The organism is Mycolicibacterium neoaurum ATCC 25795 (assembly GCF_000691525.1).
Lineage (GTDB): Bacteria > Actinomycetota > Actinomycetes > Mycobacteriales > Mycobacteriaceae > Mycobacterium > Mycobacterium neoaurum.
Genome location: NZ_JMDW01000006.1, coordinates 35299 through 60604, shown reverse-complemented (window position 1 = coordinate 60604; position 25306 = coordinate 35299). Strand labels below are relative to the sequence as shown.

Sequence of the window (25306 nt, the reverse complement as noted above, 5' to 3'; positions counted from 1 at the left end):
GAGGGTATGTTGCAAGGGCGGGTTCCTCGGACCCTTGGCGATGCCGCGTCGACGCCGGTCGAGGAATCCGCGACGAAGGGAGAGAACCGATGGGGGTGCGAACGTTGCACGCCGGGGATGACGGCTGGCCGCTCATGGGCGAGGTCGTCGGCCGCGGCGAGCTGATCGTCATGCTGCACGGCGGTGGGCCCGACCACTACAGCATGCGGCCGCTTGCCAATAGACTTGCTGGCCGGTATCGCGTTGCGCTGCCGGATATTCGAGGATATGGAGCATCGCGATGCCCCGACCCGACGTTGCACCGCTGGGATCAGTACGTCACCGACGCCATTGAGATCATGCACGCGCTCGACGCCACGTCCGCCCACTTTGTCGGCGCCGGCCTCGGCGGCACGATTGCCTTGCGGACATGTCTGGAACACCGCCATGTCGCCCGGTCCGCAGTCATCATCAGTGCTGAAGCTATCGAGGACGACGAGGACAAGGCTGCCGACACAGAGCTGATGGACCGTTTCGCCAACCGCGCCCGCTCCCGCGGTTTACAGGCCGCCTGGGAGCTGTTTGTCCCTCATCTTCAGCCGCTCATTGCCAACCTCGTCACCGAGGCCATTCCGCGCGCTGACGCTCAAAGTGCCGCTGCCGCAGCGACAATCGGTCATGACCGCGCTTTCGCGACTGTCGAGGAACTCCGGCGCATCAACACGCCGACGCTCATCATCGCCGGCGACTACTCACGCCACCCTACGCAACTCGCGCGCACCCTCGCCGACGCCCTTCCGCACGGAGAGCTTGCCGAGGTCGCGATGTCCGACCTGCTCGCCAACGCTGAAGACCTGGCGCGCGCCTTCGGCCCGGCAATCGAACAATTCCTCGCCACGTCGGACCGGGACATTTAAGGCCATCAAATAGCGGCGCAGCCCGTCAGGGACACCGAGGTGGCCGCGGTCCGCAGGCCCTTAGCTGCAGCAGGATTTCCCCGTATCGGCCTTGATAGGGCGGCGCCCGCCGGCGATTTGGCTAAACGTGCACAGGGCCACGCACTTGGCGATCGACCGTATGGTTGAACTCTGGGTGAGCCGCCGGAGTTTCTCTTGTGCCGTCATGAACGATAGGCCTCCCAGTCGACGAGGTACCCGCCGTGGATACAACCGCAAAGTACCCCTCGGGGGTATCCCCGCACAATGTGCGACATGTCAGACGTTTGTCGCCAACCTCTGCCATTCGGCGCCTACGCGCTTATTGCCAGCCCTATCTTCGCAGGCCCCGTCAGCGGTACAGATCAACGCCGGCAGTCGCGGCAACGTTACTTGCGCGTCGAGCACCTGGCCAGTGGCGCAAACTCGGACGTAGCCGAGGATCGCCGTCCTGCAATGACTTCTCACTGCTTACCGCCATCGAGGATCTGAGACACGCCGTGTGGGACAAGAAATGAGACATCGCGACTTGGCGCTATGCGGCCGGCAACGTGGGCAGCCCAGGGCGGTCTCATTTCTTTAAAAACGAGACAGCAGGGGAGATCGTGCGGAGACGTCCGTACTTGAAGGTGAAGCGCTTGCCGGCTCTTTACGCGCACAATCGGCATATGAGAGTGGAAATTGTCTATTTCGACGGGTGCCCGAATTGGCAGGAAGCCGGTGCTCGTGTGGGCGCGGCAGCAGCCGGATTGGCCGACGTCGAGATCACGTATCGGCGGGTCACTACGGACGAAGAGGCAGCCGCCTTGCCGTTCGCGGGCTCTCCCACCATCCTCATCGACGGCACAGACGCTTTTGACGATGCGGTACCGGTGACGGAGTTGGCGTGCCGGGTGTATCAGACCGATACCGGACTGATGGGGTTGCCAACGGTCACCCAGCTGAACGAAGCGTTGCGGCGCCGACAGTCGCGCAGCTAACCGATGCGTGGGCACTAATGTGAGACAGCAAACGGATCGCCGCGTTGGTTCTAACGAGACAAGGGCGCCTTATCCGCGCTCCAGAGCTTGGTCGAGTGCCGTAGTCAGGTCGTCGTAGCTGCGCGGCTGGATCCGCTCGTTGTTGATGAAGAAGGTGGGTGTTCCCTGTACACCGAGTGCGGTGCCGTCGGCGATGTCGAGTTGGATGCGTTGCAGGGTTGCGGGGTCGTTGTAGGTGGCGTCGAAGGCCTCCATCTCCAAGCCCAGCTGTTGGGCAAAGCCCCGGAAGACGTCGTCGGCGGGAACTTGTTGCTCGCCCCACTCTGCTTGTGTCTCATACATTTTGCGGTACATGGCTTCGAGTTGACCTTGTTGGGCGGCGGCTTCCACCGCGCGTGCGGCGCGTTCGGCGTTGAAGTGCGAGCGCAGCGGAAAGTAGCGCAGCACGAAGTTCACCCGGTCGCCGTACTCGGCGCGGAGCTGCTCGATGGCGGGATAGAGTGCCCGGCAGCCTTCGCATTCGAAGTCGAGAAACTCGACGAAGTAGACCTCGCTGTCGGGAACCGAGTTGAGCCGGTGGCTGTTTTCCCGGACCGTCTGCCCGGCTGACCCGTCGTCGACTGCGATGTCGGGAGCTGAGCCGGTATCGCGCACGGAGAGAAACACGACGGTCCCCACGGTCGCGACCGCGATGACCAAGAGCGTGAGGAGCACGCGGGTACTGGCCAGGATCGAGCCGGGGCCTTTCATCTTCATATCAACGTACTTTAGTATATCGATATGGCCGAGCCGGTGGACACCTGCGACCTGCTGTGTTTGGACCTCCCGCATGCAGAGTCCATCCGGGCCGCGGTGCCCGACAACGCCACCGTGCAGGCCGCAGCCGCAGCCGCGCGTGGCCTGGCGGACGGCACCCGGCTGTCCATAGCGGCCGCGTTGGCCACTGGCGAGGAATTGTGCGTCTGCGACATGGCCTGGGTGGTGGGGTTGTCTCAGGGTTTGGTGTCACACCATCTGCGTCAGCTCAAGAATGCGTCGTTGGTGTCCTCGCGGCGCCAGGGGAAGTTGGTGATGTATCGGCTGACCGAGCGTGGGCGCCAGTTGACGGCCGCGGTGTTGTCCGGTGTGGCCGCGGTTGCTGGAGAGAGTCCGAATCGTGGCTGATGCGTGCTGCAGCCCGTAATCCGATGCCGAGTTCAGGGCGGGTCCTGAAAGTGTTGACAAGTAACGAATGCCGCTGGTGGCGGTGGCCGTCTTGCGGTCGTGACCGCACTGCCGACCGTACGACAGGAGCGAGTGTGATGCCAAGGATCAGTGCGCAGGCCCGCCTGGTGTATCGCAGCGAAATGGACGCCGCCATGAAAGCCGAGGATTCGCTGGTGCGATGGCGACATCTGGAGAGGGCTCACATCGTGTCGCAGCCAGATCCATGGCTGCACACCTGCAACCACGCCGCCATGCTGGTGTTGGCCGTGCGCCAGCACGACCGCCGCGAAGCGCTCGGGCAGGTGCTGCGCCTCATGGTCGCTGCCCCTGGGTCGATGACCGGTCGGTATCCCGTCGGCAACACCGGCCGTGTCACGGCGGGGCTGATGACACCGATGCCCGTCCCCGACGACCTCGCCGCAGTCTTAACCAGCAGGTGAACACCGCCACGGCGATCTCGCACTCAAAGCTGCTGTCCAGTGAGGAGTCATCGCTCGGTGGTCAGCCGATCGAGTAGAGGCCGTAGGTCTTCGGCTAGTAGTGCCATGAGGTACACCGCGGCGACCCGTTGGCGGTCGAGGACCATCGTGGTGGGGACCACGCTGGTCGGATAGGTGCGTCCCAGGGTGATGAGGCTGCGCATTGCGGGGTCGAAAATGGAGGGATATTGCACGTTGCGGTCAGTGACGGAATCGCGTGCAGTATCTCTGTTGTCGCGTACGTCGATACCCAGGAACTGCACACCGCGGTCGCGGTATTCGGCGTAGACCGTCTCCAGTTCCGGAGTTTCGGTGCGGCAGGGCGCACACCACGAGCCCCACACGTTGATCAGGACCACCTTCCCGGTGAAATCCGACAGCCAGATCGTTTCGTCGGTGAACAAGTCGGGGCCGTTCAGGTCGCCGATCGTCACCCGACTCGAAGGTGGGTCGTAGAAGATCGCGGTCTGGCCGCCGGGGGAAACGAAGTCGAACGTACCGCCTTGGGCGACGGCATCCTCACCAGTGGTGCAGCCGGTGACCTGGGCTGCCGCGATGACAAGGGCTGCCGCAACGGCCACTATTTGCCTGACGCTACGCATGAAACCTCCTTCACCACAAGCGTTCTGGCGTTGATGTGGCGCGCGGGCGGGGCCTGCCTCACTCTGAGAAGACCAGGCCGCTGACCAGGATGAAGATGCCGAGGGCGATCAAGACGATCGGGAACAGCACGTGTTCCCAGCGTTCGAGGACCTCGGCGATCGGCCGGCGGGTGGCGACGAATTTGGCGGCGACGACGAGGACCGCGACGAGCACGAGGAAGACGACGCAGTAGGCCACCACGGCCGCGGGTCCCACGCTGAGGAAGACCGGGACGTAGACGCCGATGTTGTCCCCGCCATTGGCAAAGGTGACTGCCGCGACGGTCCAGATGCCGACGTTCTTACCCGCGACTCTTCCATCGTCGTCGTCGTCATCGTCGTTTCCACGCCAGGCTTCCCATGCCGCCCACAGTCCCAGGGCCAGGGGTATGAGCCCGAAGTACGGAATGATCTCCGGGGGAAGGAACGCCCCGGCACCCAACGTCACCAGCACCGCCGCGCCCAGAATCCCCGCAAACCCTAGGTACTGGCCTGCGGTGATCCGGGCCGTTGTTCCGCGTTGCCCCGCGCCGCGGGCGAAGAACAGCGACAGCACGATGATGTCGTCGATGTTGGTGACGATGAACAGGCCGATCGCGGGCAGAACTGACGACAGGATCATGCGCCGGCCCCCGTGGCTGCGGTGTCGCTGGTGCGCCAGCTCGCCACAGCGAGGACGGCTCCGCCGCCGACGACGAAGACGTCAGCGAGGTTGAAGGTCGGAAACCAGCCCGTGTGCTGGTAGTCGGTGACCAGTCCGTCAGCGGCGCGATCGATCAGGTTGGCCACCGCGCCACCCAGCATCGCGGCCAGCGCCAGCACGACGGGCAGCGCGGCGGTGCGAGTGACGCGGACCGCGAACACCGCGAGTGCGACCACGATCACGCCGGTGACGCCGAGCAGGACCGCTGGGGGCAGGGTGTCGCCGAGACTGAATGCCACCCCGGGGTTGAACGCCAGCCGCAGGTGCAGCAGACCGAGATCTGTTGAGCTGCCATCGTTCAGCGCCCGGGCGGCCCACGTCTTCAGTCCCAGATCAAGTCCGGCGGCGATGACCGCCGTGGCGGCCAGGGTGATCCGGCCCCGAATTACCCTGGCCTCGGCGCCGGTGTGGCCAGCGGTCACGACGGCGCGCCCACCGGCGCCGCGCGGGTGTCGCTGGCGGCCGGATCGACCGGCGCAGCGGCCAGTGGCTTGGTGCGCCCAGCCCGCACACCGTTGGCGATGACCACGATCTCGGCGAGTTCGTGGACCAGCACCACGGCGGCCAGCCCGAGCACCCCGAACAGTGCCAGCGGCACCAACGCGATGATCAGGCCCAGGGATAGGCCGACGTTTTGCAGCATGATCCGCCGCGCCCGGCGCGCGTGGGTGAACGTCTGGGGCAGGTGGCGCAGGTCTTCGCCCATCAACGCCACGTCCGCGGTTTCGATGGCCACGTCGGTGCCCATCGCGCCCATCGCGATACCGACGTCGGCGGTGGCCAGCGCGGGAGCGTCGTTGACGCCGTCGCCGACCATCGCCGTGGGGCGCTGGGCCCGCAGCTCTTCGATCAGTCGCGCTTTGTCTTCGGGGCGCAGCTCGGCGTGCACGGCGTCGATCCCGACGTCGCGGGCCAAAGCCGCTGCGGTGGCCTGGTTGTCGCCGGTGAGCATGGCGACGTGGTAGCCGTCGCGGCGCAGCCGGGCGACCACCTCGGCGGCCTCGGGGCGCAGCTCGTCGCGCACGGCGATGGCACCGATGACCTGGCTGTCGTGTTCGACGAGGACGGCGGTGGCCCCCGCCTGCTGCATGCACGCGACCTCCTCGGCGAGCGGGCCAGGGTCGAGCCAGCCGGGGCGGCCCAGACGAAGCGTGTGCCCATCGCGGCGTCCGGTGAGCCCGGCGCCGGTGACGGCCTCCACGTCGGTGGCAGGGATGACGTCCTCGACGGCGGCGAGGATCGCCGCGGCCAGCGGGTGCTCGCTGCGCGCTTCCAGAGCCGCAGCCAGATCCAGCACCTGCTCGCGGGTGGCGCCGTGGGTGGTGGCCACGTCGATGACTGCGGGCCGGTTCGCGGTGAGCGTCCCGGTCTTGTCCAACGCGACACCGCGGATCTTGCCCAGCCCTTCCAGCGCGGCGCCGCCCTTGACCAGCGCACCGAGCTTGCTGGCGGCGCCGATGGCGGCCACCACGGTGACGGGCACCGAGATCGCCAGGGCGCACGGCGAGGCGGCGACCAGCACCACCAGGGCACGTTCGATCCAGGTGGCCGAGTCCCCGAGCAGGCTGCCGATCACCGCGATCAGCGCCGCGACGATCATCACCCCGGGAACCAGGGGTTTGGCGATGCGGTCAGCCAGGCGTTGGGAGGCGCCCTTGCGGGACTGTTCGGCCTCCACGATGCGCACGATGCGGGCCAGCGAGTTGTCCTCGGCGGTGGTGGTGACCTCCACCTCGAGCACCCCGGTGCCGTTGATCGACCCCGCGAATACCTCATCACCGGGCCCAGCCTCCACGGGGACCGACTCACCGGTGATGGCCGAGACATCCAGCGCGGTGCGGCCGTCGCGGATGATGCCGTCGGTGGCGACGCGCTCACCGGGCTTGACCAGCATCCGGTCGCCGATCCGCACATCGGCTGTCGCCACGGTCTTTTCGCTACCGTCACGCAGCACTGTCGCTTCGTCGGGCACCAGCGACAACAGTGCGCGCAGTCCGCGGCGAGTGCGCGCCAGCGAGTACTCCTCCAGTCCCTCGCTGATGGAGAACAGGAAGGCCAGCATGGCGGCCTCACCCACCTCGCCGAGGATCACCGCGCCCACGGCGGCGATGGTCATCAGCGTGCCCACGCCGATCTTGCCCTTGGCCAGCCGTGTGAGGGTGGACGGCACGAAGGTATAGGCGCCGGCCAGCAGCGCCACCGCTTCCAGCGTGCGCACGACCGGCTCGGCGACGTCGAGGAACCCGGCGATCACCGCTGCCAGCAGGAACACCCCCGAAATGGCGGCGAACTGCAGTTCCTTGATCTGCCACAGCCGCTCGGGCTCACGCTCCTCCTCGTCGGCGCCGCGGGGTTCGTCGTTGCCGCAGCCGCAGGCGTCGCTCATCAGCGAGTCTCCTTCGTGCTGGTCGTCGCGTCGGTGCGGGAGCGGGTGCCGTAGGTGGGGCACAGTGCGACGGCGTTGCCGGTGGCGGCGAGCAGTGTTTCGGCGGAGGCGAGCAGGTCGAGCAGTTCGGGGCGGGTCAGCGAGTAGAACACCTGCCGGCCCTCGGGGCGGCCGGTGACCAGCCCGCAGTCCCGCAGGCACGCCACATGCGCCGACACGGTGGACTGGGCCAACCCCAGCTCTCCGATCAGGTCGGCCACGCGGGCCTCCCCGTCAGCGAGGCGGCGCACGATCGCCAACCGAGCCGAATCGGAGAGGCTGTGAAATAGCGCCACCGCCGCATCCAGATTCGAGGAGTTTCCTGGGGCGCTGCCGCCGAGGCACGCATCCGATTTATTCATCGCCATATGACGATTATGACCGGTTAGCAGCGATACTTTTCGCTGGGGTCGGGCGTCGACGTCTCGGTGCCGTTCGTCGCCGCGGTGGCGGTGGGTGTGAGGGTGCATCCGCCGTCGCGGGTGAACGGGTAGATCATCTGGCGCAGGTAGCCGCTGGGGTAGTCGGGTTTGGCGGCCATGCCGAGTTGGGTGGAGTCGAATCGTCGGGCGGGGTCGTAGGAGTAGGTGCGCAGCAGGTGATCCCACACCAGGGTGAACAGTCCGAAGTTGACGTCACCGATGCCGGCCCACTTGAGGTGGTGAAAGCGGTGGCCTTCGTTGAGGGCTAGGACGTACTTGGCGGGACCGATGCGGTAGTCGGCGTTGGAGTGCTGCAACAGCAGCTGGATTGCCACGGCCAGCGCCAACACGGAGGCCACGTTGACGGGCAGGCCGATCAGGATCAGGGGGGCCACGCCGGCGGCCATCTCGGCGGTTTGGTGTAGGGGGTGTTTCATCAGGCCGTTGAGGCCGTAGAAGCGGGTGATGCTGTGGTGCACCGCGTGGAATCGCCACAGCACGCCGATCTTGTGGCTGGCCAGGTGTACGACGGTGATGCCGAAATCCGCGACCAGGATCGCGGCTAGCACCTGTGCGACGAACGGCCAACTGTACGGCCACAACTGGGGCGCGGGCACGATCGCGGCGAGCAGCGGGATGGCGGCCACGCTGCCCAGGATGAGGGTTTCGTTGACCGCGACGTGGATGCGGTCGCGGGTGCTATCGGCACGGTCGTGGTTCCACTCGGGGTCATACGGGATGACCCGTTCGACCAGAAACGCCGTCGCGATCGCGACGACCAGAATGACCATCAACCAGTACTTCGGTGCCCCGGCCGCGGCCACGGCGATACCCGCGCCGTTGAGGCCGATCAGCATGAACGGCACATAGCCGTACCGGGCCACCACCTGAACCGCGCTGGTGGCCATCGATGTCATGGAAGTCGTACTCATGCCTTGATCGTCGCGGCCGCCGCCACGGCGGGGCTTGAACGATTCGGCTAACCGGTGCTGTCGAGATCCCAGGACACGTGCCGGCTCAACACCGAGGGCGCCAAGCCGAACATCTCGCGGGTCGTGCGAGAAAGGTGCGCGCTATCGGCGAAACCCGCACCGTGCGCCGCCCCAGTGAGGTCGTCCCCGGACTGCACGCGGGTGATCGCGATCCGCAGCCGCGACCACAACACGTAACGGCGTAACGGAATCCCGACCTGCTCAGTGAACAAATGCGTCAGCCGACTCGGCGAAATCCCGACCCGTGCAGCTAATTCTGTACCGCTGACCGGGCCCGCCGCCACAAGGTCAGGCAACAGCCGCAACGCGTCAACGATGGCGGGATGGTGCGCCCTGTCGTCTACGGCAAGGACGGGCGCCAGGTGCGCGATCAGCTCGTCGACCACCGTGGCCAGCGCTCGCCGACGGGTGAACGTCAGCACCGGGGCAACAGTCCACCCAGAGTGGACCGCACGCAGCTGCGCAGACCGTCCCGGCGCGGACTCCGGCTCCAGGAACACCACCGTGCCCTCCGGCGCTCCGACCTCGACTCGATGGGGGGCATCGGCGGGCACGACCACCTTCGTGCCGCGGTGCCGCGCGCCGTGCTCGTCAAGCACCGTGAACGCCGTTGTCGCGGTGATGATCTGCACGGCGTGATGGGCGTGGGCATCGGTGGTGCCGATGGACCCGGTGAACGCCAACACCCCCGGACGCAGCAGTGCCGCACCGCCCCAGCGCGGCTCCACGCCGAGATCAAGGCCGGACCTATTCATCGCCATCGAACGATGGTCATTCTGAATGCGTCGACATTGCGGTGGCGATGCGGTCCAGGGCTGCGACATTGACGCGGTAGTAGGCCCACTTGCCGCGTTGGTCGCGGCTGACGAGGCCGCTGTCGACGAGCAGCTTCATGTGATGGGACACCGTGGGTTGGCTCAGCCCAAGTGGCTCGGTGAGGTCGCAGATGCAGGCTTCCCCACCGTCTGATGCGGCGATGAGCGACACCAGTTTGACCCGTGCCGGGTCGGCAAGCGCCTTGAACACCGAGGCGAGTCGTTCGGCGGCAGCGGTGTCCAGCACGCCGCCGGTCAGCGGTGAGCAGCAGCTGGCCACATCACTTGAGGTCAACGGTGCGGTCGCGGTTGCCATGTCCTCATGATGGCACACGCATTGACAAACGTCGATGCGTCAAGCACGATCAGTCCCATCGAAGAACGTCGATGAGAGGAGTGGAGCATGTCAGAGCTGCCCGTCGTAGTGATCGGGGCCGGACCGCTGGGTCTGGCGGCGGCCGCGCATCTACTGGAGCGCGGACTCACCCCGCTGGTGTTGGAGGCCGGCCAAGGTCCAGGATCGGCCGTCGAGCAGTGGGAGCACGTGCGCACGTTCTCCCCGTGGCCCGAACTGGTGGACCCCGCCGCCGAACGACTGTTGGAGCCGACGGGCTGGACGGCCTCCGCTTCCGGATTCCCGACCGGCCGGGAGTGGATCGACGACTACCTGGCACCGTTGGCGGGCGCCTTGGGTGAACGGGTCCAGTACGGCGCGCGAGTGGAGGCGGTGTCCCGGTTGGGCCGGGACCGGCTCGTCACGCCTGGTCGTGCCGAGACGCCGTTCGTCGTGCACGTGAGCAACGCTGACGGAACGGAGTGCCGGGTGCAGGCCCAGGCGGTCATTGACGCCTCGGGCACCTGGGGCCAGCCCAACCCTGCTGGCGCTGACGGGGTTCCGGCGATCGGGGAACGCGCGGCAGCGACCTCCGGGGTGCTGACCTATGTTCCGCCGACCCTCGCGCAGGCCTCAAGTTTGGCAGGCAAGCACGTGGTGGTGGTCGGCAGCGGGCATTCGGCGATGACCGCGGTGATCCAGCTCGGCGAGGTGGTCCGCAAGGATCCCTCGACGACGGTGACGTGGGTACTGCGCCGCGGGGTCTCCGAGGACACCTTCGGCGGGGGCGCCGCCGATGAACTGCCCCAGCGCGGCGCTCTGGGTGTGCGATCCAAGGAAGCGGTCGAGGCGGGCCGGGTGTCGCTGTCGACCGGATTCCGCACCGAGCGCATCGATCTGGTCGACGGCCGCGCGGTGGTGACCGCCGAGGACGGGCGCGCTTTGGCGCCAGCCGATCACGTGGTGGTGCTCACCGGGTTCCGGCCGGACCTGTCGTTCCTGTCGGAGATGCGCATCGCGCTGGACCCGATCCTGCAGGCCCCGATCAACCTGGCAGGCTCGATCGATCCGAACATGCACTCCTGCGGCAGCGTATTGCCGCACGGCGCCGCCGAATTGGCCCACCCCGAGCCGAATCTGTACATCGTGGGCATGAAGTCCTACGGCCGGGCGCCGACGTTCCTGGCGATGACCGGCTACGAGCAGGTCCGCAGCATCGCCGCCGAGCTGGCCGGCGACCACGAGGCCGCGAGCCGGGTCGAGCTGACGTTGCCCGATACCGGGGTGTGCAACGGGGCGGGCTTGTTCGACAGCCCCGAGGGCGAGAACGCCGGGGGCGGGTGCTGCGGACCAGCCCCGACGTCGCAGAACTCGGCACCGCAGCTGCTGTCGTTGTCGCTGAACCCCATTGGCGGATGACCCAGGCCAATCCTCATCCGGCGCCCGGTGCAGCTCACGGGCTGCGCTGGGTGTTGGTGACGTTGTGTGTCACCGAGATCAGCAGCTGGGGCGTGCTGTACTACGCCTTCACCGTGCTTTCGGAGCAGATCAGCGCCGACACCGGCTGGTCCCCGCCGGCGGTGACGGCCGCGTTCTCCGCGGGGTTGGTGACCGCGGCATTGGTGGGCATCCCTATTGGGCGGTGGTTGGACCGGGTGGGTCCGCGCTGGATCATGACCGCCGGCTCCATCCTGGGCAGCCTCGCGGTGGTGGCGGTTGTGACGGCGCCGAACTACGGCTGGTTCGTCGCGGCCTGGGTGCTGGCCGGGGTGGCGATGAGCGCGGTGTTCTATGCGCCCGCGTTCGCGGCGCTGACCCGGTTCTTCGGCACCGACGCCGTGCGTGCACTGACCGCGTTGACGCTGGTGGCTGGTTTCGCCAGCACCGTGTTCGCCCCTTTAACCGCGGCACTGTCAGCCCAGATGAGTTGGCGTCACACGTATCTTGTTCTGGCTGCCGTGATGGCGGTGATCACCATCCCGGCGCACTTCTTCGGCTTGCGGCGCCCATGGCCGGCGGTGACCACCACGCATCAGCATGTCGAGGCGCCGACCCGCACCGCTCGGAGCGGGCCGTTCCTGGCGTTGATCGCGGCGTTCGCGCTCGCCGGGCTCGCCTCGTATGCGGTGATCGCGAACCTGGTGCCGTTGATGAGTCAACGTGGCATCAGCACCGGTGCCGCGGCGGTTGCGCTTGGCTTGGGCGGCGCCGGGCAGGTGTTGGGCCGCCTGGGCTATCAGAGGTTGGTGCGCCGCGTCGGTGTCGTGCCCCGCACGGTGCTCGTCATGGCCGGCGTCGCCGCCACCACCGCGCTGCTGGGGCTGTTCAGCAGTTTCGCTGCGCTGGTCGTGGTGGCGATCGGGGCGGGAGTGATCCGCGGCATCATGACCTTGCTGCAGGCCACCGCGGTCACCGAGCGTTGGGGTTCGGCCCATTACGGCCATCTCAGCGGCATCCTGTCTGCGCCGATCATGATCGCTACCGCGGTCGGACCTTTCGTGGGTGCGGCGCTGGCCAGCCTGCTCGGCGGGTACGCCGCGATGTTCGTCGCCCTCGGCGCTATCGCCGCGGCGGGGGCACTGATGGCGGTGGCCACCAGGCCGCGAGTCGCGACCCCAGTGCCGGTCGTCCGGGTCTAGCGGCTTTTGGCGCGCGATCCGATCCCGTGCACCCAGAAGGTCAGCTGAATGCCTTCGCCCGGAGGTGGCGGGCCCAGGTCTGGGTGGCCATTTGGGTTGCGTCCCAGGGTGATCCCAGCGGCGGGGTGTAGGACAGGTCCAGCTCGGAGAAGCCTTCGACGCTCATCTCGTGGAACAGTGCGGTGGCGTAGGTGTCGACCCGCTTGGACACCTCGGCGCTGCGGTGCCCGACGAGCTGCGCCCCCAGCAGCCGGCCGGTGCGTTCGTCGCCGGTGATCCGGATGTGAATGGGGGTCGCACCCGGGTAGTACGCCTTGTGGTCATCCGGGGTGGCTGCGGTGGTGACCGGTGTCCACCCGCGGTCTGCGGCGAGCACTTCGTGGTCGCGCAGCCCGGTGCGGGCGGCCACCAGGTCGAAGACCTTGACCACCTGGGTGCCAAGGCTGCCCGCGAAGCGGGCGTTACCGCCGAGGGCGTTCTCCCCGGCGACGCGGCCCTGTTTGTGAGCGGTGGTGCCCAACGGCAGCCACGTCACGCCGAGCAGGCGGTGGTGGGTGTGCACGCAGTCCCCGGCAGCGAACACATCCGGCAGATTCGTGCGCATCGCCTCATCCACGGCGATCGCACCTTGGATCCCGAGTTCGGCGCCAGCATCGGCGGCCAGCTCCACGTCCGGTCGCACACCGACCACGACGAGCACGAAATCGACTGTCTGCTGCAGTGTTTCGCCGCCACAGTAGGCAGTCACCGTCAACGCGCCGGCGTCGGTGCGGGCGACGGCGGAGACGGTGGTGTTGGTGAGGACCTGAACGCCGTGGCGTTCCAGTTCGTCGTGGACCAGGGCGCCCAGCTCGGGGTCGACGGTCGGCAGCACTTCGGGTAGCGCCTCGATCTGGGTGACGGCGATACCGCGGGTGGTGAGTCCTTCGGCCATCTCCAGGCCGATGTACCCGGCGCCGATGATGACCGCGGTCTTAGGGCCGCGCTGCTCAAGGGACTCCATGACGGCAAAGGTGTCGCCCATCGAATGCAGCAGGTGCACGCCATCTTGGGGGCCGAGGGCGTCTGGTCCGGTGAGACCGTCGATCGGTGGGCGGGCACTGACGGCGCCGGTGCCCACGATCAGGGCATCGTAGGACAGTTCGGTGGGCGCCCCGGTGGGGTCGAGGACGTCGAGGGTGTGTTCGGCGACGTTGATCCGGGTGGCGCGGGTGTCGGTGAGGACCCGCATGCCGGTGGCGGCCAGGTCATCAGCGGTGCGATGCGCCAGATTGGTCCAGTGCGTGACCTCCCCGGAGACGTAGTACGGGATGCCGCAAATGGAGAAGTTGGGGTAGGCGTCGGCGACGACGACCGTCACTTCGGTGCTGGGGTCGAGTTCACGGATGCGCAGGGCAGCGCTGATTCCGGCGTCGCTGCCGCCGATGGCGACGATATGGCGTGCGGGCATGACGAAGTCTCCTCGGTATATCGAGTGGAAGGGTGGGTGCTGCCGCGCTGCAGCGTGAAAGCGGGCTGAGTGTCAGGCAGTGCCGTTGGTGAGCGTGGTGTGGAGGCGTTGGACGCGGGCGGTGATGTCGTCGCGGACCAGGCGCATGCGTTCGATGCCGTCGATGCCGCGGTCAGAGGGTTCGTCGGTGTCCCAGTTCTCCACCCGGATGCCTGGTAGCGGATCGAGTTGGGCTTCCCGGCCGAGGGTGACCACCAGATCGACGTCGCGGGCCAGCTCGTAGTCCACCGGCTTGGGCTGCTCACCGGCGATGTCGACGCCCACCTCCCGAAGTGCTTCGGCGGATAGATCGTTGACCGCGGCACCAGGTTTGGTCCCGGCCGAATGCACAGCCACGGTGTCGCCGGCGAGCTGGCGCATGAGCCCAGCCGCCATCTGCGACTTGCCGCCGTTCTTCACGCACACGAACAACACCGACGGTGTCGAGTCAGTCATCGGGCCCTGTGCTCCTAATTCTGTCGTGCGATGACGTTGAGTTCCGCGAGGAGGCGGCGGACGCGTTCTTCGAGGTCGTCGCGGATCGGGCGGACCGCGGTGACGTCCTGGCCTTCCGGATCGGGTAGGTCCCAGTTCTCATAGCGCTTGCCGGGGAAGATCGGGCAGGCGTCCCCGCAGCCCATGGTGATCACCACATCGGCTGCCTGCACGATTTCATCGGTCCAAGGCTTGGGGAACTCGCCGGTGATGTCGATGCCGACCTCGGCCATCACCGCCACGGCGGACGGGTTGATGGCATCGCCAGGCTCGGAGCCTCCCGACCAGGCCACCGCGTCGTCGCCGGCGAGGTGGGTGAAGAAGCCCAGCGCCATCTGAGACCGGCCGGCGTTGTGGGTGCACAGGAACAGCACCGTGGGCTTGCCGTCGCTGATCTTGCCCTCGACTCGGGCCAGGGCGTGCAGGCGTTGACGGGCGAACCTTTCGGCTAATAAGGGCAGAAAGTTGGGGACGGTGGCGCGGCCGGCGAACTGGTCATAGGAGGTGCTCAGGAACCTCTCGATGGTCTCGACGCCGAAGCTGGCGCCGAAGTCGCGTTCCAACCGGGTGGCCGCGGTCTTGAGTGCGTGCTGTTGATCGATCGAGAGGTCGCGGTGCGAACGCAGGGCGGCGGGGCTGTCAAACATGGTGTTACGACTCCTGTGTCGTGGACGGGTGGATTGCGGCGGGTTCGGTGGTGTGGTCGCGGAAGCGTCGGCGCAGCGCCAGCGAGACGTAGACCAAGGCGACCAGCACGGGAACCTCGATCAGTGGGCCCACCACCCCGGCCAGGGCTTGCCCGGAGGTGGCGCCGTAAGTGGCGATCGCGACCGCGATGGCCAACTCGAAGTTGTTGCCCGCCGCGGTGAACGCCAAGGTGGTGGTTCGTTGATAGCCCAGGCCGATCGCGGCGCCCAGCAGATAGCCACCGCCCCACATGATCGCGAAGTACACCAGCAGGGGCAGCGCGATCCGCACCACGTCGAGAGGCCGGCTAGTGATCTGTTCACCTTGCAGCGCAAAGAGAATCACGACGGTGAACAGCAGCCCATAGAGCGCCCACGGCCCGATCCGGGGCAGGAACTTCGACTCGTACCAGTCGCGGCCCTTGGCCTTCTCGCCGATCCGACGCGACAAGTACCCGGCCAACAGGGGGATACCGAGGAAGATGAGAACCGATTTGGCGATCTGCCACGGCGAAGTGTCGATGGTGGTCTGCTCCAGACCCAGCCAGCCGGGCAGCACCGACAGGTAGAACCAGCCCAAGACCGCGAACATGATGACCTGAAAAATCGAGTTCAACGCCACCAACACGGCGGCGGCTTCCCGATCGCCGCAGGCCAGGTCATTCCAGATGATGACCATGGCAATGCAGCGCGCCAGCCCGACGATGATCAGCCCAGTCCGGTACTCCGGCAGATCGGGCAGCATCAGCCACGCCAGCGCGAACATCAACGCCGGCCCGAACACCCAGTTCAAAAATAACGAGCTGAGCAGCAGTTTGCGGTCCCCGGTCACGGTATTGAGGCGGTCATAGCGGACCTTGGCCAGCACCGGATACATCATGATCAACAGGCCCAGGGCGATCGGCAACGAAATCCCGTCGATCTGCACACTTTCCAGCGCGGTATTCAGACCCGGGATCCATCGACCCAGCAGCAGGCCGGCGACCATCGCGACACCGATCCACACAGGTAAGAAGCGGTCCAAAGTGGACAACTTGGCGATCACCGGCGCTGAGGAACTCGAGGCCACCGTGTCGGTCATGCCGTCACCCCCGCCAGCGCGGCCGCGTTGAGATCCAACAACGCCGAGAGGTCACGCAGCGCTTCCGGGACCACGGCGTAGTACACCCACGACGCCCTACGCTCAGAAGTGAGCAGGCCGGCGGCACGCAGGACCTTGAGGTGATGCGACACCGTGGGCTGGGAGACGTCGATGCCACCCGAGACGTCACACACGCACGCCTCCCCACCGGAATGACTGGCGATCGCACTGAACAGCCGCAGCCGCACCGGATCAGCCAGCGCCTTCAACTTCTTGGCCATCTCGGCAGCCGCCGGCTCAGTCAGTGGCTCGCGCAACAGCGGTGGCGTGACGCAGCAAGCATCTGCGGCCAGTCCCTCCGGATTCGACATACATCGATATTGACGACTATCGAACCAAGATGCAAGCGAACGATGTGTGAACACCGCACGCCGCGCGCACCCGGCCCGTCCCCGCAGTCCGCCAACACACTTTGCAGACCAACGCGGCGCCTTTATCGAATCTTCATCGAAGGACTAAGAAAGCCAAACGACGCATCAGCACACTGAGGGCATACCCGTGAACGGTGCGCCGTCGCCCGCGACCGGCCCTCACGACGCGCCAGAGGGTGCCCCGCCCGTAAGCCGATGACGACAACCCGATACGGAGAGCCCCACTCATGCCGCAGACAGGCTGTCCCCCACAGCTTCGAGCGACGACGCACTGGCTGCGCACGACCGTCGTCGCGGTGGCGGTGCTGCTGATAGCGGCCGCCTGCACCTCGACTCCGGCGGCGGCGCCCACCCCCGACGTCATCACCGACAAGGGCACGCCCTACGCAGACTTGCTCGTACCGAAACTCGAAGCGTCCGTCACCGATGGTGCAATCGGCGTCGCTGTCGACTCCCCCGTAACCGTTACCGCCGGCGGCGGTGTTCTCGGCCAAGTATCGCTGACCAACGAGGCGGGCGAACTTGTCGACGGGCAGCTGGGCCCCGACGGCGTTACCTGGTCCTCGGCGGAACCGCTTGGCTACAACAAGCAGTACACCCTGCAGGCGCACGCACAAGGACTTGGCGGAACGACAAGCACCAGCGCAACATTCGAAACCCATTCCCCCGAAAACCTGACGATGCCCTACGTGTTGCCCAATGACGGCGAATCGGTGGGCGTGGGTCAACCCATTGCGATTCGCTTTGACGAGAACATCACGAACCGAGCGGCGGCCCAGCAGGCGATCACCGTGACCACGAACCCATCGGTTGAGGGTGCGTTCTACTGGCTCAGCAATCGTGAAGTCCGCTGGCGCCCCGCCGAGTACTGGGAGCCCGGCACGAAGGTTGAGGTGTCAGTTAAGGCTTACGGTGTCGACTTCGGCGACGGGCTCTTCGGCCAGGATGACGTCACCACGCGCTTCACCATCGGCGACCAGATCATCGCCACCGCCGATGACGCCACCAAGACGATGACCGTGCGGCGCAACGGCGAAGTCGTCAAAACCATGCCCATCTCTATGGGCAAAGCCACAACACCCACCGACAACGGCGCCTACATCATCGGCGACCGTTACTCATTCCTGGTGATGGATTCGTCCACCTACGGAGTCCCCGTCAACTCACCCGACGGGTACCGCACCGAAGTCGAATGGGCAACGCAAATGTCCTACAGCGGCATCTACGTGCACTCGGCCCCATGGTCGGTGGGCAGCCAAGGCATCGCCAATGTCAGCCACGGATGTCTCAACGTCAATCCAGCGAATGCCCGCTGGTTCTACGACAACACCCGACGCGGCGACATCGTCGAAGTGATCAACACGACCGGCCCCACCCTTTCAGGAACCGACGGTCTCGGCGACTGGAACGTCCCCTGGGAGCAATGGAAGACCGGAAACGCCAACCTCTGACCATCGAAAGGTGCTTGACAAGCCGACACTGCTTCACTGCACGCACACTTGTGAACGCCATTGCCCCGCAGTACCTTTGAGTTCCGTTCCGAGGGGCCGTCGCCATTCGGGCGGTTGTCGCGCAGCTGGAGCCCGTCAACTCCCCGGTGACCGAAGGCGGTGCGCTGCCGCCGACGATGCTTCACGTGACCGCTCGGGGCAGAACGGCTGACCCCGACGACCGTCCATAGTGCCCCCTTCTCCGTGAAGCTCGCACAATGTGCGTTCACCCAAGTCGCTATTCACGCGCGCCTTCCCGACCGCGAAACGCCTGAGCCCGGTAATGCAGCATCCAAATCGCCAACTGCCGCAGCGAATTTCACCATTGTAATTATGTGGCTGCTGTTACTGGTGGGGCTTTTGTGAGTTACGCTTTTCTACGTAGGAGCTACGTATTTTGGTGCTGCGCCGTGCGTATGCGATTCAGCCCCGCTAGTGGTGCGTGATAGCTCACCGCGCGGAGCACCGAGGAGAAGACATGGGATTACACGTTCGAAGCAAGGGTGCGGCAGCTGCCCGTGCCGATCGCTGCGACCCCGCAACTCGTGTAGCGGGCCGCGTTCGACGGCTCCCCGGTGTGATCGCCATCGTCGTCGCGCTCCTCCTCGCGTGCGCACCGATCACGTCGGCCCAACCTGCCGCCGGCCCGTGGGACCCACTGCTGCCAAAGATGGCGAGCGCGGGCGCTCCCGGCGATCCGGTTGCCATCGCGAACGCATCCCTGCAGGCAACGGCCATGGCGACGCAGACAGCCATGAGCATGGGTCGCAGCTTCCTCAGCAGCCTGGGAATTGTCAGTCCCGCCGCGGATCCGTCGACGAGCGTGCGTGGCAATCGGGTCAATGGTGCGCAAGCGATCGAGTACGTGATTCGCAGGGCGGGAACACAAATTGGTGTTCCCTACTCCTGGGGTGGCGGAAGCCTCACCGGTCCCAGCCGCGGCGTCGACCAGGGGGCAGGCACCGTGGGCTTTGACTGTTCTGGTCTGACACGGTTCGCGTTCGCCGGCGTCGGAATGCTGCTCCCGCGATGGTCCGGCGACCAATACAACGCCGGCCGCAAAGTGCCACCCGCCCAAGCGAAGCGAGGCGATTTGCTGTTCTGGGGGCCGGGCGGCAGTCAGCACGAAGCAATCTACTTGGGCGGCGGCCAAATGCTTGAGGCGCAGCAGACGGGCGTCCCGATCAAAATCTCACCGGTGCGCATGTCAGGGATGACTCCGTACGTCGTTCGCATCATCGAAAGCTGACTGCTCCCCCGCAACCGGTCACCAGTTGGATCGCTACAAGGCACCCGGCATTCGCTGCCCCCCGTCGGCTGTGAGGCAGTAGCCGGTCCCGCGCACCGTACGGAGGTACCGCGGTGATGCCGGATCGTCACCCAGCTTGCGCCGAAGATGGCCCACATGCACCCCCAGAGTGTTCCGGCCGCCGGCAGACGCATCCCCCCACAGGCTCAGCTGCAATTGGCGACAGGTCACCGGTTCACCGGGACTTTCCGCCAGCGTGGAGAGAACCTCAAACTCTGTACGGGTGAGTGGCAGCGCCTCGCCGCGGAGAAACACCCGACGCCCGGCCAGATCGATAAGCAGATCTCCGATTTCACGACGATGCGTCTCGTTACGGTGGCTGTCGTCACGTCGTTCGCCGTGGACATGGCACCGTCTCAGCGCCAACCGAATTCGCGCGTTCAGCGCCTCGATGTCGTCCACCGAGACGGTGCCGGCGGTAAGGAGCAGGGGGGTGACATCGCCGTCGCTGAGAGCAACCACGCCGACCTGAGTTTCCTGACGGATGCGGTCAAGCATGACCGTACCCGGCCCCTGAGTACCGAGGCACACGACAACCACATCAGGATCACGCTCGCGCAGTGCTGTGAGTGCAGCACCGGGTGAGTAGGCCACCTCCACGGCGAAATCGCCGGCGAGCAGGTGTCGCGCCACAGTGGTCGCATAGATGCGTCGAGGCTCCACTAGCAGCACACGGATGCGGCCGGCGGCCGCCGCTGGAGGTATAAAGTCAGCGACAAGACGGTGCGACTCGATCGTCGTGGCACTCTCCTCGCCGCTCAAGAAAACCAACGAACGTTCACGCATTCCTCTTGAACCGCCCACGAGACAGCCTACCGTCATCTACGTAGTTACTACGTAGATGACGCGCCGACCGGAAGGTTCACCGTCGGTTCGCTTCGGTTACGGCCTCCGGCGCTGACCCCAGCCGTCCTCGCAGATCCAGGCGGTACAGCGCAACCGCCGACAGTAATCCGATGACTGTCAACAACACCCACAGAAGTTCCGGCCGCCCCGCCTCTCGGGTGAGTTGCATCAACGAGCCTGTTGCCAGGTTGCCGACGAGGATGCCGACGCCGACGATCGTGTTGTAGAAGCCGTAATGAGTTCCGACGAGCCGGTTGTCGGCCAGGGAGACGACGGTATCCATTTCGAACGGGAACACCGCAGCCGAGCCGACCGCCAGCACGGCCGCCGCGATGAGCAGCGCTGTCGCTGCAGCAACACGGCCGGCGCGCTGATCGTCAGGCAACACGATCAGCGGCAGAAACGACAACGCCAGAATCAGCATGCCGATGGCCAGCGACCGCCCCGAACCCCAACGCCGCGCAAACCACCGTGTGATCCGCATCTGTCCGATCACCGCCACCACTCCGGAGACAACGAAAATCATCGCGGTGACCACGGAGTCGCTTTGGGGAAACAGGTATCGCGCCTGCAGCGGCATCGCCAGGTACACCTGGAACGACAGCACATAGGACCCGATCATCGCCACGGCGAATAGCAGGAACGAGCGATTGGCCGCGACTGCCCGCCAGTCTTGAAGTACCGAGGTCTTCTCCTGTGCTGGAGTCACAGCACGTTGCGGCAGTGCGAACAGCTGCGCCACGGTCAGCCCCGCGAAGACCAGCGCCGCGGCCGCAGCAGTCATCTTGAAGTCAACGAACATCAACGCCAGGCCCACCAACGGCCCCGCGAGGATGCCCGCTTGATAGAACACGTTAAACAGCGCGAACGCTTCCACCCGTCGAGGGCCCGCGTCGGCGGCCAAGTACGCACGCACAGCCGGGTTGAAGAGTGCTCCGGCGAAACCCGTTGCCGCCGAGGCGACCAACACTGCCGGTAGCGAGTCGGCGACCACCAGAAGCCCGAATCCTGCGGTGCGCAGCACGCATCCGCTCACGATGAGGGGTTTGTAGCCCAGGCGATCGGCCAGCGTGCCACCGATGATGAACATGCCCTGCTGGGAGAAGTTGCGGACCCCGAGCACGAGCCCGATGGCCCATGCCGCCAGGCCCAGGGGCCCAGCCAGATAGCCAGCCAGGTAGGGCATGAGCATGTAGAAACCGAGGTTGATCCCGAACTGGTTGATCATCAGCATGCGGCTTGGCCAGCCGAAGCTGCGGAACCCGGACAGCAGTGTCATCGCGGCACCACCTGCGTGGGGTCAACGACCACGGGGCACCGCGTCCAGGTCGTGACCGCGTGTGCCAGCGGGTCGTCAATGGTGGCTGGTTCATTGGACGGAACCTTGTCCAACAGACCATGGGTGCGGCAATAGTCGTCGTTATAGACGGTGTCAAAATACCGCTGCGGGCCGTCGGGGAAAATGGCGGCGACCGTGGTGCCGGGGCCGCTGTTGCGCGCAGCCCACCCGGCCACCAACGCGACCGCGCCGACACTCCACCCGCCACTGGCATAGTGAGTGGCCGCCAGGGTTCGGCAGGCCCATACCGCATCCGCCGGCGCGACCCAGTGCACTTCATTGAAAGCGCCGTAATCAACGTTGCCCGGGAAGATGCTGGAGCCGAGGCCGCGCATGAGTCGAGTGGTGGCGCGCTGCCCAAAGATGGTCGAGCCCACCGTGTCGACGCCTATCAGCTGCAGGCCGGGATTGAATTCCCGCAAGACCCGGGCCACGCCTGCCGAGTGTCCCCCGGTGCCCACCGAACACACCAACACATCCACAGATCCCAGCTGCTCATTCAATTCGACCGCCAGCCCGCGGTAGGCCTCCACGTTGTCCGGATTGTTGTACTGGTCGGGATGCCACGCGTGCGGATCGGTGGCCAGAATCTCCTTAACGCGTTGCGTGCGGGCCTGCTGCCAGCCGCCGCGCTCGTGGGGCTCGGTCACCAGTTCGATGTGCGCGCCGAACGCGGCGAGCATGTGTTGGATGATCGGTTCCATGCCGGGGTCGGTGACCAAGGTGACGGGGTGACCGTACACTGTGCCGGCGAGAGCGAGTCCCAATCCTAATGTGCCACTGGTTGATTCGACGATACGTGCGCCCGGGGCGAGCACCCCGCGGGTTCGGGCGCGTTCGACCATGTGCAGGGCGGGCCTGTCCTTCATTCCGCCCGGGTTGAAGCCTTCAAGTTTGGCCCAAAAGCCCTGCCCTGCGGTGGTGAACGGCGCGCCGATCCTCAGGACGGGCGTCTGCCCGACCATCGTGGCCGGCCGCTCAAAGCGGCCCAGCCGTAGGTGCTCGAATTGGTCGGTGTCGTGGGCATGGTTGATCGAAACGGCGTGATTCATGTCGGGGATATCGCTTCTGTTGACGCCGCGATTGTCGCGCGGCTGCTGGTGGCGGGCAGCGGTCACCGGCCCCCGGTCCAGAAGGCGGGGCCTGACGCTAGCCGATCAGCGACGCGCGATGCACAGCCGGACAAGCACGTCGCGTCCGGTCTGCGCGACGGGTGAGCGCGGAGGACCGCGAATAGGAGCAAGCGGCGCGTAGCGCCAGAGCGCCGGCAACACAGCCAAAGCGCTGACCAAGGCCAGGGCAATCAGCGTGATTGTCCCCCGCGGCAGAACGGCTTCAGCAAAAGACTCCGGTGACGGCGCACTTCCGCCCTGGGAGATGTGCGGATGGTCGAGCTGGACGGCCACCGGCGCGCCCACCGCGCTCGCAAGCGGGTGGGGTCCGTGGGCTGGCGCCGCCTCGGTCCCCGGCAGCGCCCATTCCGCAGCCACAATGATGGTCCAGAACGCGAGGAACACAGCGACGACTGCGCGTCGCCGCTGCGAGGAACTCCCGTCGATATAGCTCACGATGTTGCCGACTGTAGCAGCGGATCGGCGAACGGAGTTGCGGCCGTGCAGTTGACGCCGTGTCGTGACCTGCCCGCGACAGTCCTCATCGGCGGCCCGCGCGAAGGAATCGGCGCCTTTGCATCATTCGCCCGATAGCGTTGCCGTACTGCCTATTTCGGCGCTGTGCATGCCATCACTCGAACTTCGGTGACACCGGCCTTTGCACTGGTCATCTACGGTTTGACTACGGAGATAATTGGCACTGTGGACCCAGGCATCAGGCGGCCTGGTTGAGATTTGCTGAGTGGACAGATACCTGACCGCTGAAGGGTCCTCGTCCGTCCAGGTGCGCATCACCGACCCGCACCCAAATCGGATTGGTTCAACCGGCACCTAGTGGTGGCAGAGCACCTGAATGAATGCCGGCGTGGCGAGCATGGTGGTGATGGCGGCGACCAGCAGAGCGCGGTGACGCCACCGCACGTGCCGACGGGTCGGGGTGACCAGACGCTCGGCTCGGGTGATGACCGCTGTCGCCGCCGCGGCCAGACCTTCAGCCACAGGAGGTCGGTGACCGGCCAGCGCAAGCAACCCCGTGAGTAAAGGACGAGTCCCGACGCGACGGGCGGCGGTGTCGTCGGCACACATCTCCAGCAGTTCCGCCACAGCCTGATGCGCGCAGGCGAACAAAGGAAGGCGAGGAAGGGTGGCGGCGAGGGCACGCAGCACCATCAGAATGTGGTGATGATGCCCTGACAGGTGGGCATCCTCGTGCGCAAGAACCGCTTTCAGTTGCGACCGGTTCAACGATTTCACGGCCGCCGAGGTCACAACGATCGCATGGGGGCGACCGATGACACAGTAGGCGGCAGGAAGGTCGGCCTCCACCACAACGACGTGAGGATGGTCGGTGGGCCGACCGACGATCCGCGCAGCCTGTGCGTGCTCATGGCTTCGGGTGCGCAGCCTGGCCAGGCAGCGTCCCAGTCGCAGCGCCACGACCGCCGAAGTCAGCAGTCCCCCACCGATAAGAGCAATGGACCCGAGGCGTCCCGCCAGCGGGGTGTGATCGGAGAACCCGAACAGTTCCAGGCAGAGGGTCACGACCGAGCCGTCCAGCACGCTGTTCGACGTCGCGTTGACCACCAGCACCACTGCCGCCAGCCACGCCGCAAGCACGGCGGCAACCGTGGCCAGCCAGGCGGCCACACCCATAGACGGACTCACTCCGCCACCGGTGAGGCGCCGCAGTACCGGTGGAGCAAGCCACGCCAGCACGGCGCCGTAGAGCACCAGCCACAGCGCCGTCGTCATGACCGCCGGCCTTTACGCAGGGCCGCCTTCAGCTGCGCGGATTGCTCTGCGCTCATCTGCTCAAGGAAAAATGCCAGCACGGTGTTGGTATCGCCACCGGAGTCGAATGCGGCTTTCATCAGACGCGCTGACCGCTCCTCACGAGTCATCGCCGCCCGGTACACGTAGGCCTTGCCGCTGCGCTGCCGCTTGAGCCACCGCTTGCGATACAGGTTGTCCATGGTCGACAACACGGTGGTGTACGCGATGGGTCGCTGCTGAGCCAAATCCTCGAACACGTCACGCACGGTGGCCGGCTCCTGGTGATCCCACACCCAGTCCATGACCACCGCTTCGAGATCGCCGAAAGCTCGCTGTTCCATCCGCCGCATCTCCTGCCCGCTCTGACGAGGTGGCCGATTCGCACAGCGCGGCACCTGCAGCTCCCTAATGTAGCCGCCAACAGCTCAGATGCCGGGACCTCACCGCGGCTGCGCCACCGATGTCGATCCGCTCATGCGTGCGCCATCGAAATCGGTCCAAGGCCTCGGCCTCATCGGACCCAAGAGCACATGCTGCCGCCCGCTCAGGTGTTACCGAGTTGAGACTGTGACAGGCGTTTCTCCTGATGCTGCAGTGATGTACGTTCCAACTACGTACTGAGCAACTACGTAGATAGATGGCGCTAGAAGGCAGTGGGATATGACACCTCGGCGCACTGGCCAGACCGACTCGCGGCCACCGGCA

At 66.0% G+C, this 25306-nt stretch carries 28 protein-coding genes; 8 read left to right on the top strand and 20 right to left on the bottom strand.

What is annotated here, in order from left to right:
- The first annotated feature begins 89 nt into the window (after positions 1 to 89).
- Positions 90 to 896 (top strand): alpha/beta fold hydrolase, encoded by an 807-nt coding sequence (locus IC40_RS0106485; protein ID WP_030133931.1) that lies wholly within the window; start codon positions 90 to 92, stop codon positions 894 to 896.
- A 686-nt stretch (positions 897 to 1582) separates the two neighbouring features.
- A complete protein-coding gene (locus IC40_RS0106480; protein ID WP_030133930.1) occupies positions 1583 to 1894 on the top strand; it encodes a hypothetical protein in 312 nt (103 codons plus the stop codon).
- A 69-nt stretch (positions 1895 to 1963) separates the two neighbouring features.
- On the opposite strand, the gene IC40_RS0106475 is transcribed toward IC40_RS0106480, so the two are convergent.
- Positions 1964 to 2650, bottom strand: a complete 687-nt coding sequence (locus IC40_RS0106475) for a DsbA family protein (protein WP_042509751.1) — start codon at positions 2648 to 2650, stop codon at positions 1964 to 1966.
- A gap of 24 nt (positions 2651 to 2674) precedes the next feature.
- Here IC40_RS0106475 and IC40_RS0106470 point away from each other — a divergent pair, with 24 nt between their 5' ends.
- Together IC40_RS0106470 and IC40_RS0106465 are read left to right on the top strand one after the other, a co-directional pair.
- A complete protein-coding gene (locus IC40_RS0106470; protein WP_030133928.1) occupies positions 2675 to 3058 on the top strand; it encodes an ArsR/SmtB family transcription factor in 384 nt (127 codons plus the stop codon).
- Positions 3059 to 3195: 137 nt separating this feature from the next.
- Positions 3196 to 3540, top strand: a complete 345-nt coding sequence (locus tag IC40_RS0106465) for a DUF3703 domain-containing protein (RefSeq protein WP_030133927.1) — start codon at positions 3196 to 3198, stop codon at positions 3538 to 3540.
- A 47-nt stretch (positions 3541 to 3587) separates the two neighbouring features.
- On the opposite strand, the gene IC40_RS0106460 is transcribed toward IC40_RS0106465, so the two are convergent.
- Genes IC40_RS0106460 through IC40_RS0106425 form a run of 8 tightly spaced genes read right to left on the bottom strand, consistent with a single transcriptional unit; the run spans position 3588 to position 9893 of the window.
- Entirely contained in the window at positions 3588 to 4181 is a 594-nt protein-coding gene (locus tag IC40_RS0106460) for a TlpA family protein disulfide reductase (RefSeq protein ID WP_030133926.1), read from the bottom strand.
- 58 nt (positions 4182 to 4239) lie between these two features.
- Positions 4240 to 4842, bottom strand: coding sequence for a cadmium resistance transporter (locus IC40_RS0106455; RefSeq protein WP_030133925.1), 603 nt, complete (start codon positions 4840 to 4842; stop codon positions 4240 to 4242).
- Positions 4839 to 5345, bottom strand: coding sequence for a signal peptidase II (gene lspA, locus IC40_RS0106450; protein WP_030133924.1), 507 nt, complete (start codon positions 5343 to 5345; stop codon positions 4839 to 4841). Before lspA ends, IC40_RS0106455 begins: the two co-directional genes overlap by 4 nt.
- On the bottom strand, positions 5342 to 7309 hold the full coding sequence (locus tag IC40_RS0106445; protein WP_030133923.1) for a heavy metal translocating P-type ATPase: 1968 nt from the start codon (positions 7307 to 7309) through the stop codon (positions 5342 to 5344). Before IC40_RS0106445 ends, lspA begins: the two co-directional genes overlap by 4 nt.
- On the bottom strand, positions 7309 to 7716 hold the full coding sequence (locus IC40_RS0106440) for an ArsR/SmtB family transcription factor (RefSeq protein WP_030133922.1): 408 nt from the start codon (positions 7714 to 7716) through the stop codon (positions 7309 to 7311). The genes IC40_RS0106445 and IC40_RS0106440 overlap by 1 nt, the downstream gene beginning before the upstream one ends.
- Before the next feature lie 17 nt (positions 7717 to 7733).
- Positions 7734 to 8702, bottom strand: coding sequence for a sterol desaturase family protein (locus IC40_RS0106435; protein ID WP_030133921.1), 969 nt, complete (start codon positions 8700 to 8702; stop codon positions 7734 to 7736).
- 47 nt (positions 8703 to 8749) lie between these two features.
- Positions 8750 to 9517, bottom strand: a complete 768-nt coding sequence (locus tag IC40_RS0106430) for a helix-turn-helix domain-containing protein (RefSeq protein WP_030133920.1) — start codon at positions 9515 to 9517, stop codon at positions 8750 to 8752.
- Between the two features lie 16 nt (positions 9518 to 9533).
- Positions 9534 to 9893, bottom strand: a complete 360-nt coding sequence (locus tag IC40_RS0106425; RefSeq protein ID WP_081843341.1) for an ArsR/SmtB family transcription factor — start codon at positions 9891 to 9893, stop codon at positions 9534 to 9536.
- Between the two features lie 87 nt (positions 9894 to 9980).
- Here IC40_RS0106425 and IC40_RS0106420 point away from each other — a divergent pair, with 87 nt between their 5' ends.
- Both IC40_RS0106420 and IC40_RS0106415 read left to right on the top strand, forming a co-directional pair.
- A complete protein-coding gene (locus IC40_RS0106420; protein WP_030133918.1) occupies positions 9981 to 11330 on the top strand; it encodes an NAD(P)-binding domain-containing protein in 1350 nt (449 codons plus the stop codon).
- Positions 11327 to 12550, top strand: a complete 1224-nt coding sequence (locus tag IC40_RS0106415) for an MFS transporter (RefSeq protein WP_030133917.1) — start codon at positions 11327 to 11329, stop codon at positions 12548 to 12550. The genes IC40_RS0106420 and IC40_RS0106415 overlap by 4 nt, the downstream gene beginning before the upstream one ends.
- Before the next feature lie 40 nt (positions 12551 to 12590).
- Here IC40_RS0106415 and IC40_RS0106410 read toward each other — a convergent pair whose 3' ends face one another.
- The 5 genes from IC40_RS0106410 to IC40_RS0106390 form a co-directional block, all read right to left on the bottom strand.
- Complete coding sequence (locus tag IC40_RS0106410; protein WP_030133916.1) at positions 12591 to 14000, bottom strand: FAD-dependent oxidoreductase; 1410 nt, start codon at positions 13998 to 14000, stop codon at positions 12591 to 12593.
- Positions 14001 to 14072: 72 nt separating this feature from the next.
- A complete protein-coding gene (locus IC40_RS0106405; RefSeq protein ID WP_030133915.1) occupies positions 14073 to 14495 on the bottom strand; it encodes an arsenate-mycothiol transferase ArsC in 423 nt (140 codons plus the stop codon).
- A gap of 14 nt (positions 14496 to 14509) precedes the next feature.
- Positions 14510 to 15181 carry an arsenate reductase ArsC gene (locus IC40_RS0106400; protein ID WP_030133914.1) on the bottom strand — a complete coding sequence of 224 codons (672 nt, stop codon included), beginning with the start codon at positions 15179 to 15181 and terminating at the stop codon, positions 14510 to 14512.
- A gap of 4 nt (positions 15182 to 15185) precedes the next feature.
- Positions 15186 to 16301 (bottom strand): ACR3 family arsenite efflux transporter, encoded by a 1116-nt coding sequence (arsB, locus tag IC40_RS0106395; protein WP_030133913.1) that lies wholly within the window; start codon positions 16299 to 16301, stop codon positions 15186 to 15188.
- Positions 16298 to 16672, bottom strand: coding sequence for an ArsR/SmtB family transcription factor (locus tag IC40_RS0106390; protein WP_030133912.1), 375 nt, complete (start codon positions 16670 to 16672; stop codon positions 16298 to 16300). The genes arsB and IC40_RS0106390 overlap by 4 nt, the downstream gene beginning before the upstream one ends.
- Before the next feature lie 287 nt (positions 16673 to 16959).
- Between IC40_RS0106390 and IC40_RS0106385 the strand changes: the two genes are divergently transcribed.
- Together IC40_RS0106385 and ripB are read left to right on the top strand one after the other, a co-directional pair.
- On the top strand, positions 16960 to 18183 hold the full coding sequence (locus IC40_RS0106385; RefSeq protein ID WP_030133911.1) for a L,D-transpeptidase: 1224 nt from the start codon (positions 16960 to 16962) through the stop codon (positions 18181 to 18183).
- A gap of 517 nt (positions 18184 to 18700) precedes the next feature.
- Positions 18701 to 19471 (top strand): NlpC/P60 family peptidoglycan endopeptidase RipB, encoded by a 771-nt coding sequence (ripB, locus tag IC40_RS0106380; protein WP_030133910.1) that lies wholly within the window; start codon positions 18701 to 18703, stop codon positions 19469 to 19471.
- A 33-nt stretch (positions 19472 to 19504) separates the two neighbouring features.
- Here ripB and IC40_RS27160 read toward each other — a convergent pair whose 3' ends face one another.
- The 6 genes from IC40_RS27160 to IC40_RS0106350 all read right to left on the bottom strand — a co-directional run bounded on the left by IC40_RS27160 (position 19505) and on the right by IC40_RS0106350 (position 24942).
- Positions 19505 to 20317: a winged helix-turn-helix transcriptional regulator gene (locus IC40_RS27160; RefSeq protein ID WP_081843340.1), complete on the bottom strand. Its 813-nt coding sequence runs from the start codon at positions 20315 to 20317 to the stop codon at positions 19505 to 19507.
- 76 nt (positions 20318 to 20393) lie between these two features.
- Positions 20394 to 21656 carry an MFS transporter gene (locus IC40_RS0106370; RefSeq protein ID WP_030133908.1) on the bottom strand — a complete coding sequence of 421 codons (1263 nt, stop codon included), beginning with the start codon at positions 21654 to 21656 and terminating at the stop codon, positions 20394 to 20396.
- Entirely contained in the window at positions 21653 to 22768 is a 1116-nt protein-coding gene (locus IC40_RS0106365) for a PLP-dependent cysteine synthase family protein (protein ID WP_030133907.1), read from the bottom strand. Before IC40_RS0106365 ends, IC40_RS0106370 begins: the two co-directional genes overlap by 4 nt.
- 105 nt (positions 22769 to 22873) lie before the next feature.
- The gene (lpqS, locus tag IC40_RS0106360; protein WP_030133906.1) at positions 22874 to 23284 is read right to left on the bottom strand and encodes a putative copper homeostasis (lipo)protein LpqS; all 411 of its coding nucleotides are present in this window, start codon (positions 23282 to 23284) and stop codon (positions 22874 to 22876) included.
- A gap of 375 nt (positions 23285 to 23659) precedes the next feature.
- Positions 23660 to 24580: a M56 family metallopeptidase gene (locus IC40_RS0106355; RefSeq protein WP_030133905.1), complete on the bottom strand. Its 921-nt coding sequence runs from the start codon at positions 24578 to 24580 to the stop codon at positions 23660 to 23662.
- Positions 24577 to 24942 (bottom strand): BlaI/MecI/CopY family transcriptional regulator, encoded by a 366-nt coding sequence (locus IC40_RS0106350; protein WP_030133904.1) that lies wholly within the window; start codon positions 24940 to 24942, stop codon positions 24577 to 24579. Before IC40_RS0106350 ends, IC40_RS0106355 begins: the two co-directional genes overlap by 4 nt.
- Positions 24943 to 25306 lie beyond the last annotated feature (364 nt).

Excerpts from the sequence above, each read along its gene's own strand:
- IC40_RS0106485 (WP_030133931.1), top strand. The coding sequence starts at position 90 with ATGGGGGTGCGAACGTTGCACGCCGGGGATGACGGCTGGCCGCTCATG.
- IC40_RS0106480 (WP_030133930.1), top strand. The coding sequence starts at position 1,583 with ATGAGAGTGGAAATTGTCTATTTCGACGGGTGCCCGAATTGGCAGGAA.
- IC40_RS0106475 (WP_042509751.1), bottom strand. The coding sequence starts at position 2,650 with ATGAAGATGAAAGGCCCCGGCTCGATCCTGGCCAGTACCCGCGTGCTC.
- IC40_RS0106470 (WP_030133928.1), top strand. The coding sequence starts at position 2,675 with ATGGCCGAGCCGGTGGACACCTGCGACCTGCTGTGTTTGGACCTCCCG.
- IC40_RS0106465 (WP_030133927.1), top strand. The coding sequence starts at position 3,196 with ATGCCAAGGATCAGTGCGCAGGCCCGCCTGGTGTATCGCAGCGAAATG.
- IC40_RS0106460 (WP_030133926.1), bottom strand. The coding sequence starts at position 4,181 with ATGCGTAGCGTCAGGCAAATAGTGGCCGTTGCGGCAGCCCTTGTCATC.
- IC40_RS0106455 (WP_030133925.1), bottom strand. The coding sequence starts at position 4,842 with ATGATCCTGTCGTCAGTTCTGCCCGCGATCGGCCTGTTCATCGTCACC.
- IC40_RS0106445 (WP_030133923.1), bottom strand. The coding sequence starts at position 7,309 with ATGAGCGACGCCTGCGGCTGCGGCAACGACGAACCCCGCGGCGCCGAC.
- IC40_RS0106440 (WP_030133922.1), bottom strand. The coding sequence starts at position 7,716 with ATGGCGATGAATAAATCGGATGCGTGCCTCGGCGGCAGCGCCCCAGGA.
- IC40_RS0106435 (WP_030133921.1), bottom strand. The coding sequence starts at position 8,702 with ATGAGTACGACTTCCATGACATCGATGGCCACCAGCGCGGTTCAGGTG.
- IC40_RS0106430 (WP_030133920.1), bottom strand. The coding sequence starts at position 9,517 with ATGAATAGGTCCGGCCTTGATCTCGGCGTGGAGCCGCGCTGGGGCGGT.
- IC40_RS0106425 (WP_081843341.1), bottom strand. The coding sequence starts at position 9,893 with ATGGCAACCGCGACCGCACCGTTGACCTCAAGTGATGTGGCCAGCTGC.
- IC40_RS0106420 (WP_030133918.1), top strand. The coding sequence starts at position 9,981 with ATGTCAGAGCTGCCCGTCGTAGTGATCGGGGCCGGACCGCTGGGTCTG.
- IC40_RS0106415 (WP_030133917.1), top strand. The coding sequence starts at position 11,327 with ATGACCCAGGCCAATCCTCATCCGGCGCCCGGTGCAGCTCACGGGCTG.
- IC40_RS0106410 (WP_030133916.1), bottom strand. The coding sequence starts at position 14,000 with ATGCCCGCACGCCATATCGTCGCCATCGGCGGCAGCGACGCCGGAATC.
- IC40_RS0106405 (WP_030133915.1), bottom strand. The coding sequence starts at position 14,495 with ATGACTGACTCGACACCGTCGGTGTTGTTCGTGTGCGTGAAGAACGGC.
- IC40_RS0106400 (WP_030133914.1), bottom strand. The coding sequence starts at position 15,181 with ATGTTTGACAGCCCCGCCGCCCTGCGTTCGCACCGCGACCTCTCGATC.
- arsB (WP_030133913.1), bottom strand. The coding sequence starts at position 16,301 with ATGACCGACACGGTGGCCTCGAGTTCCTCAGCGCCGGTGATCGCCAAG.
- IC40_RS0106390 (WP_030133912.1), bottom strand. The coding sequence starts at position 16,672 with ATGTCGAATCCGGAGGGACTGGCCGCAGATGCTTGCTGCGTCACGCCA.
- IC40_RS0106385 (WP_030133911.1), top strand. The coding sequence starts at position 16,960 with ATGCCGCAGACAGGCTGTCCCCCACAGCTTCGAGCGACGACGCACTGG.
- ripB (WP_030133910.1), top strand. The coding sequence starts at position 18,701 with ATGGGATTACACGTTCGAAGCAAGGGTGCGGCAGCTGCCCGTGCCGAT.
- IC40_RS27160 (WP_081843340.1), bottom strand. The coding sequence starts at position 20,317 with ATGCGTGAACGTTCGTTGGTTTTCTTGAGCGGCGAGGAGAGTGCCACG.
- IC40_RS0106370 (WP_030133908.1), bottom strand. The coding sequence starts at position 21,656 with ATGACACTGCTGTCCGGGTTCCGCAGCTTCGGCTGGCCAAGCCGCATG.
- IC40_RS0106365 (WP_030133907.1), bottom strand. The coding sequence starts at position 22,768 with ATGAATCACGCCGTTTCGATCAACCATGCCCACGACACCGACCAATTC.
- IC40_RS0106355 (WP_030133905.1), bottom strand. The coding sequence starts at position 24,580 with ATGACGACGGCGCTGTGGCTGGTGCTCTACGGCGCCGTGCTGGCGTGG.
- IC40_RS0106350 (WP_030133904.1), bottom strand. The coding sequence starts at position 24,942 with ATGGAACAGCGAGCTTTCGGCGATCTCGAAGCGGTGGTCATGGACTGG.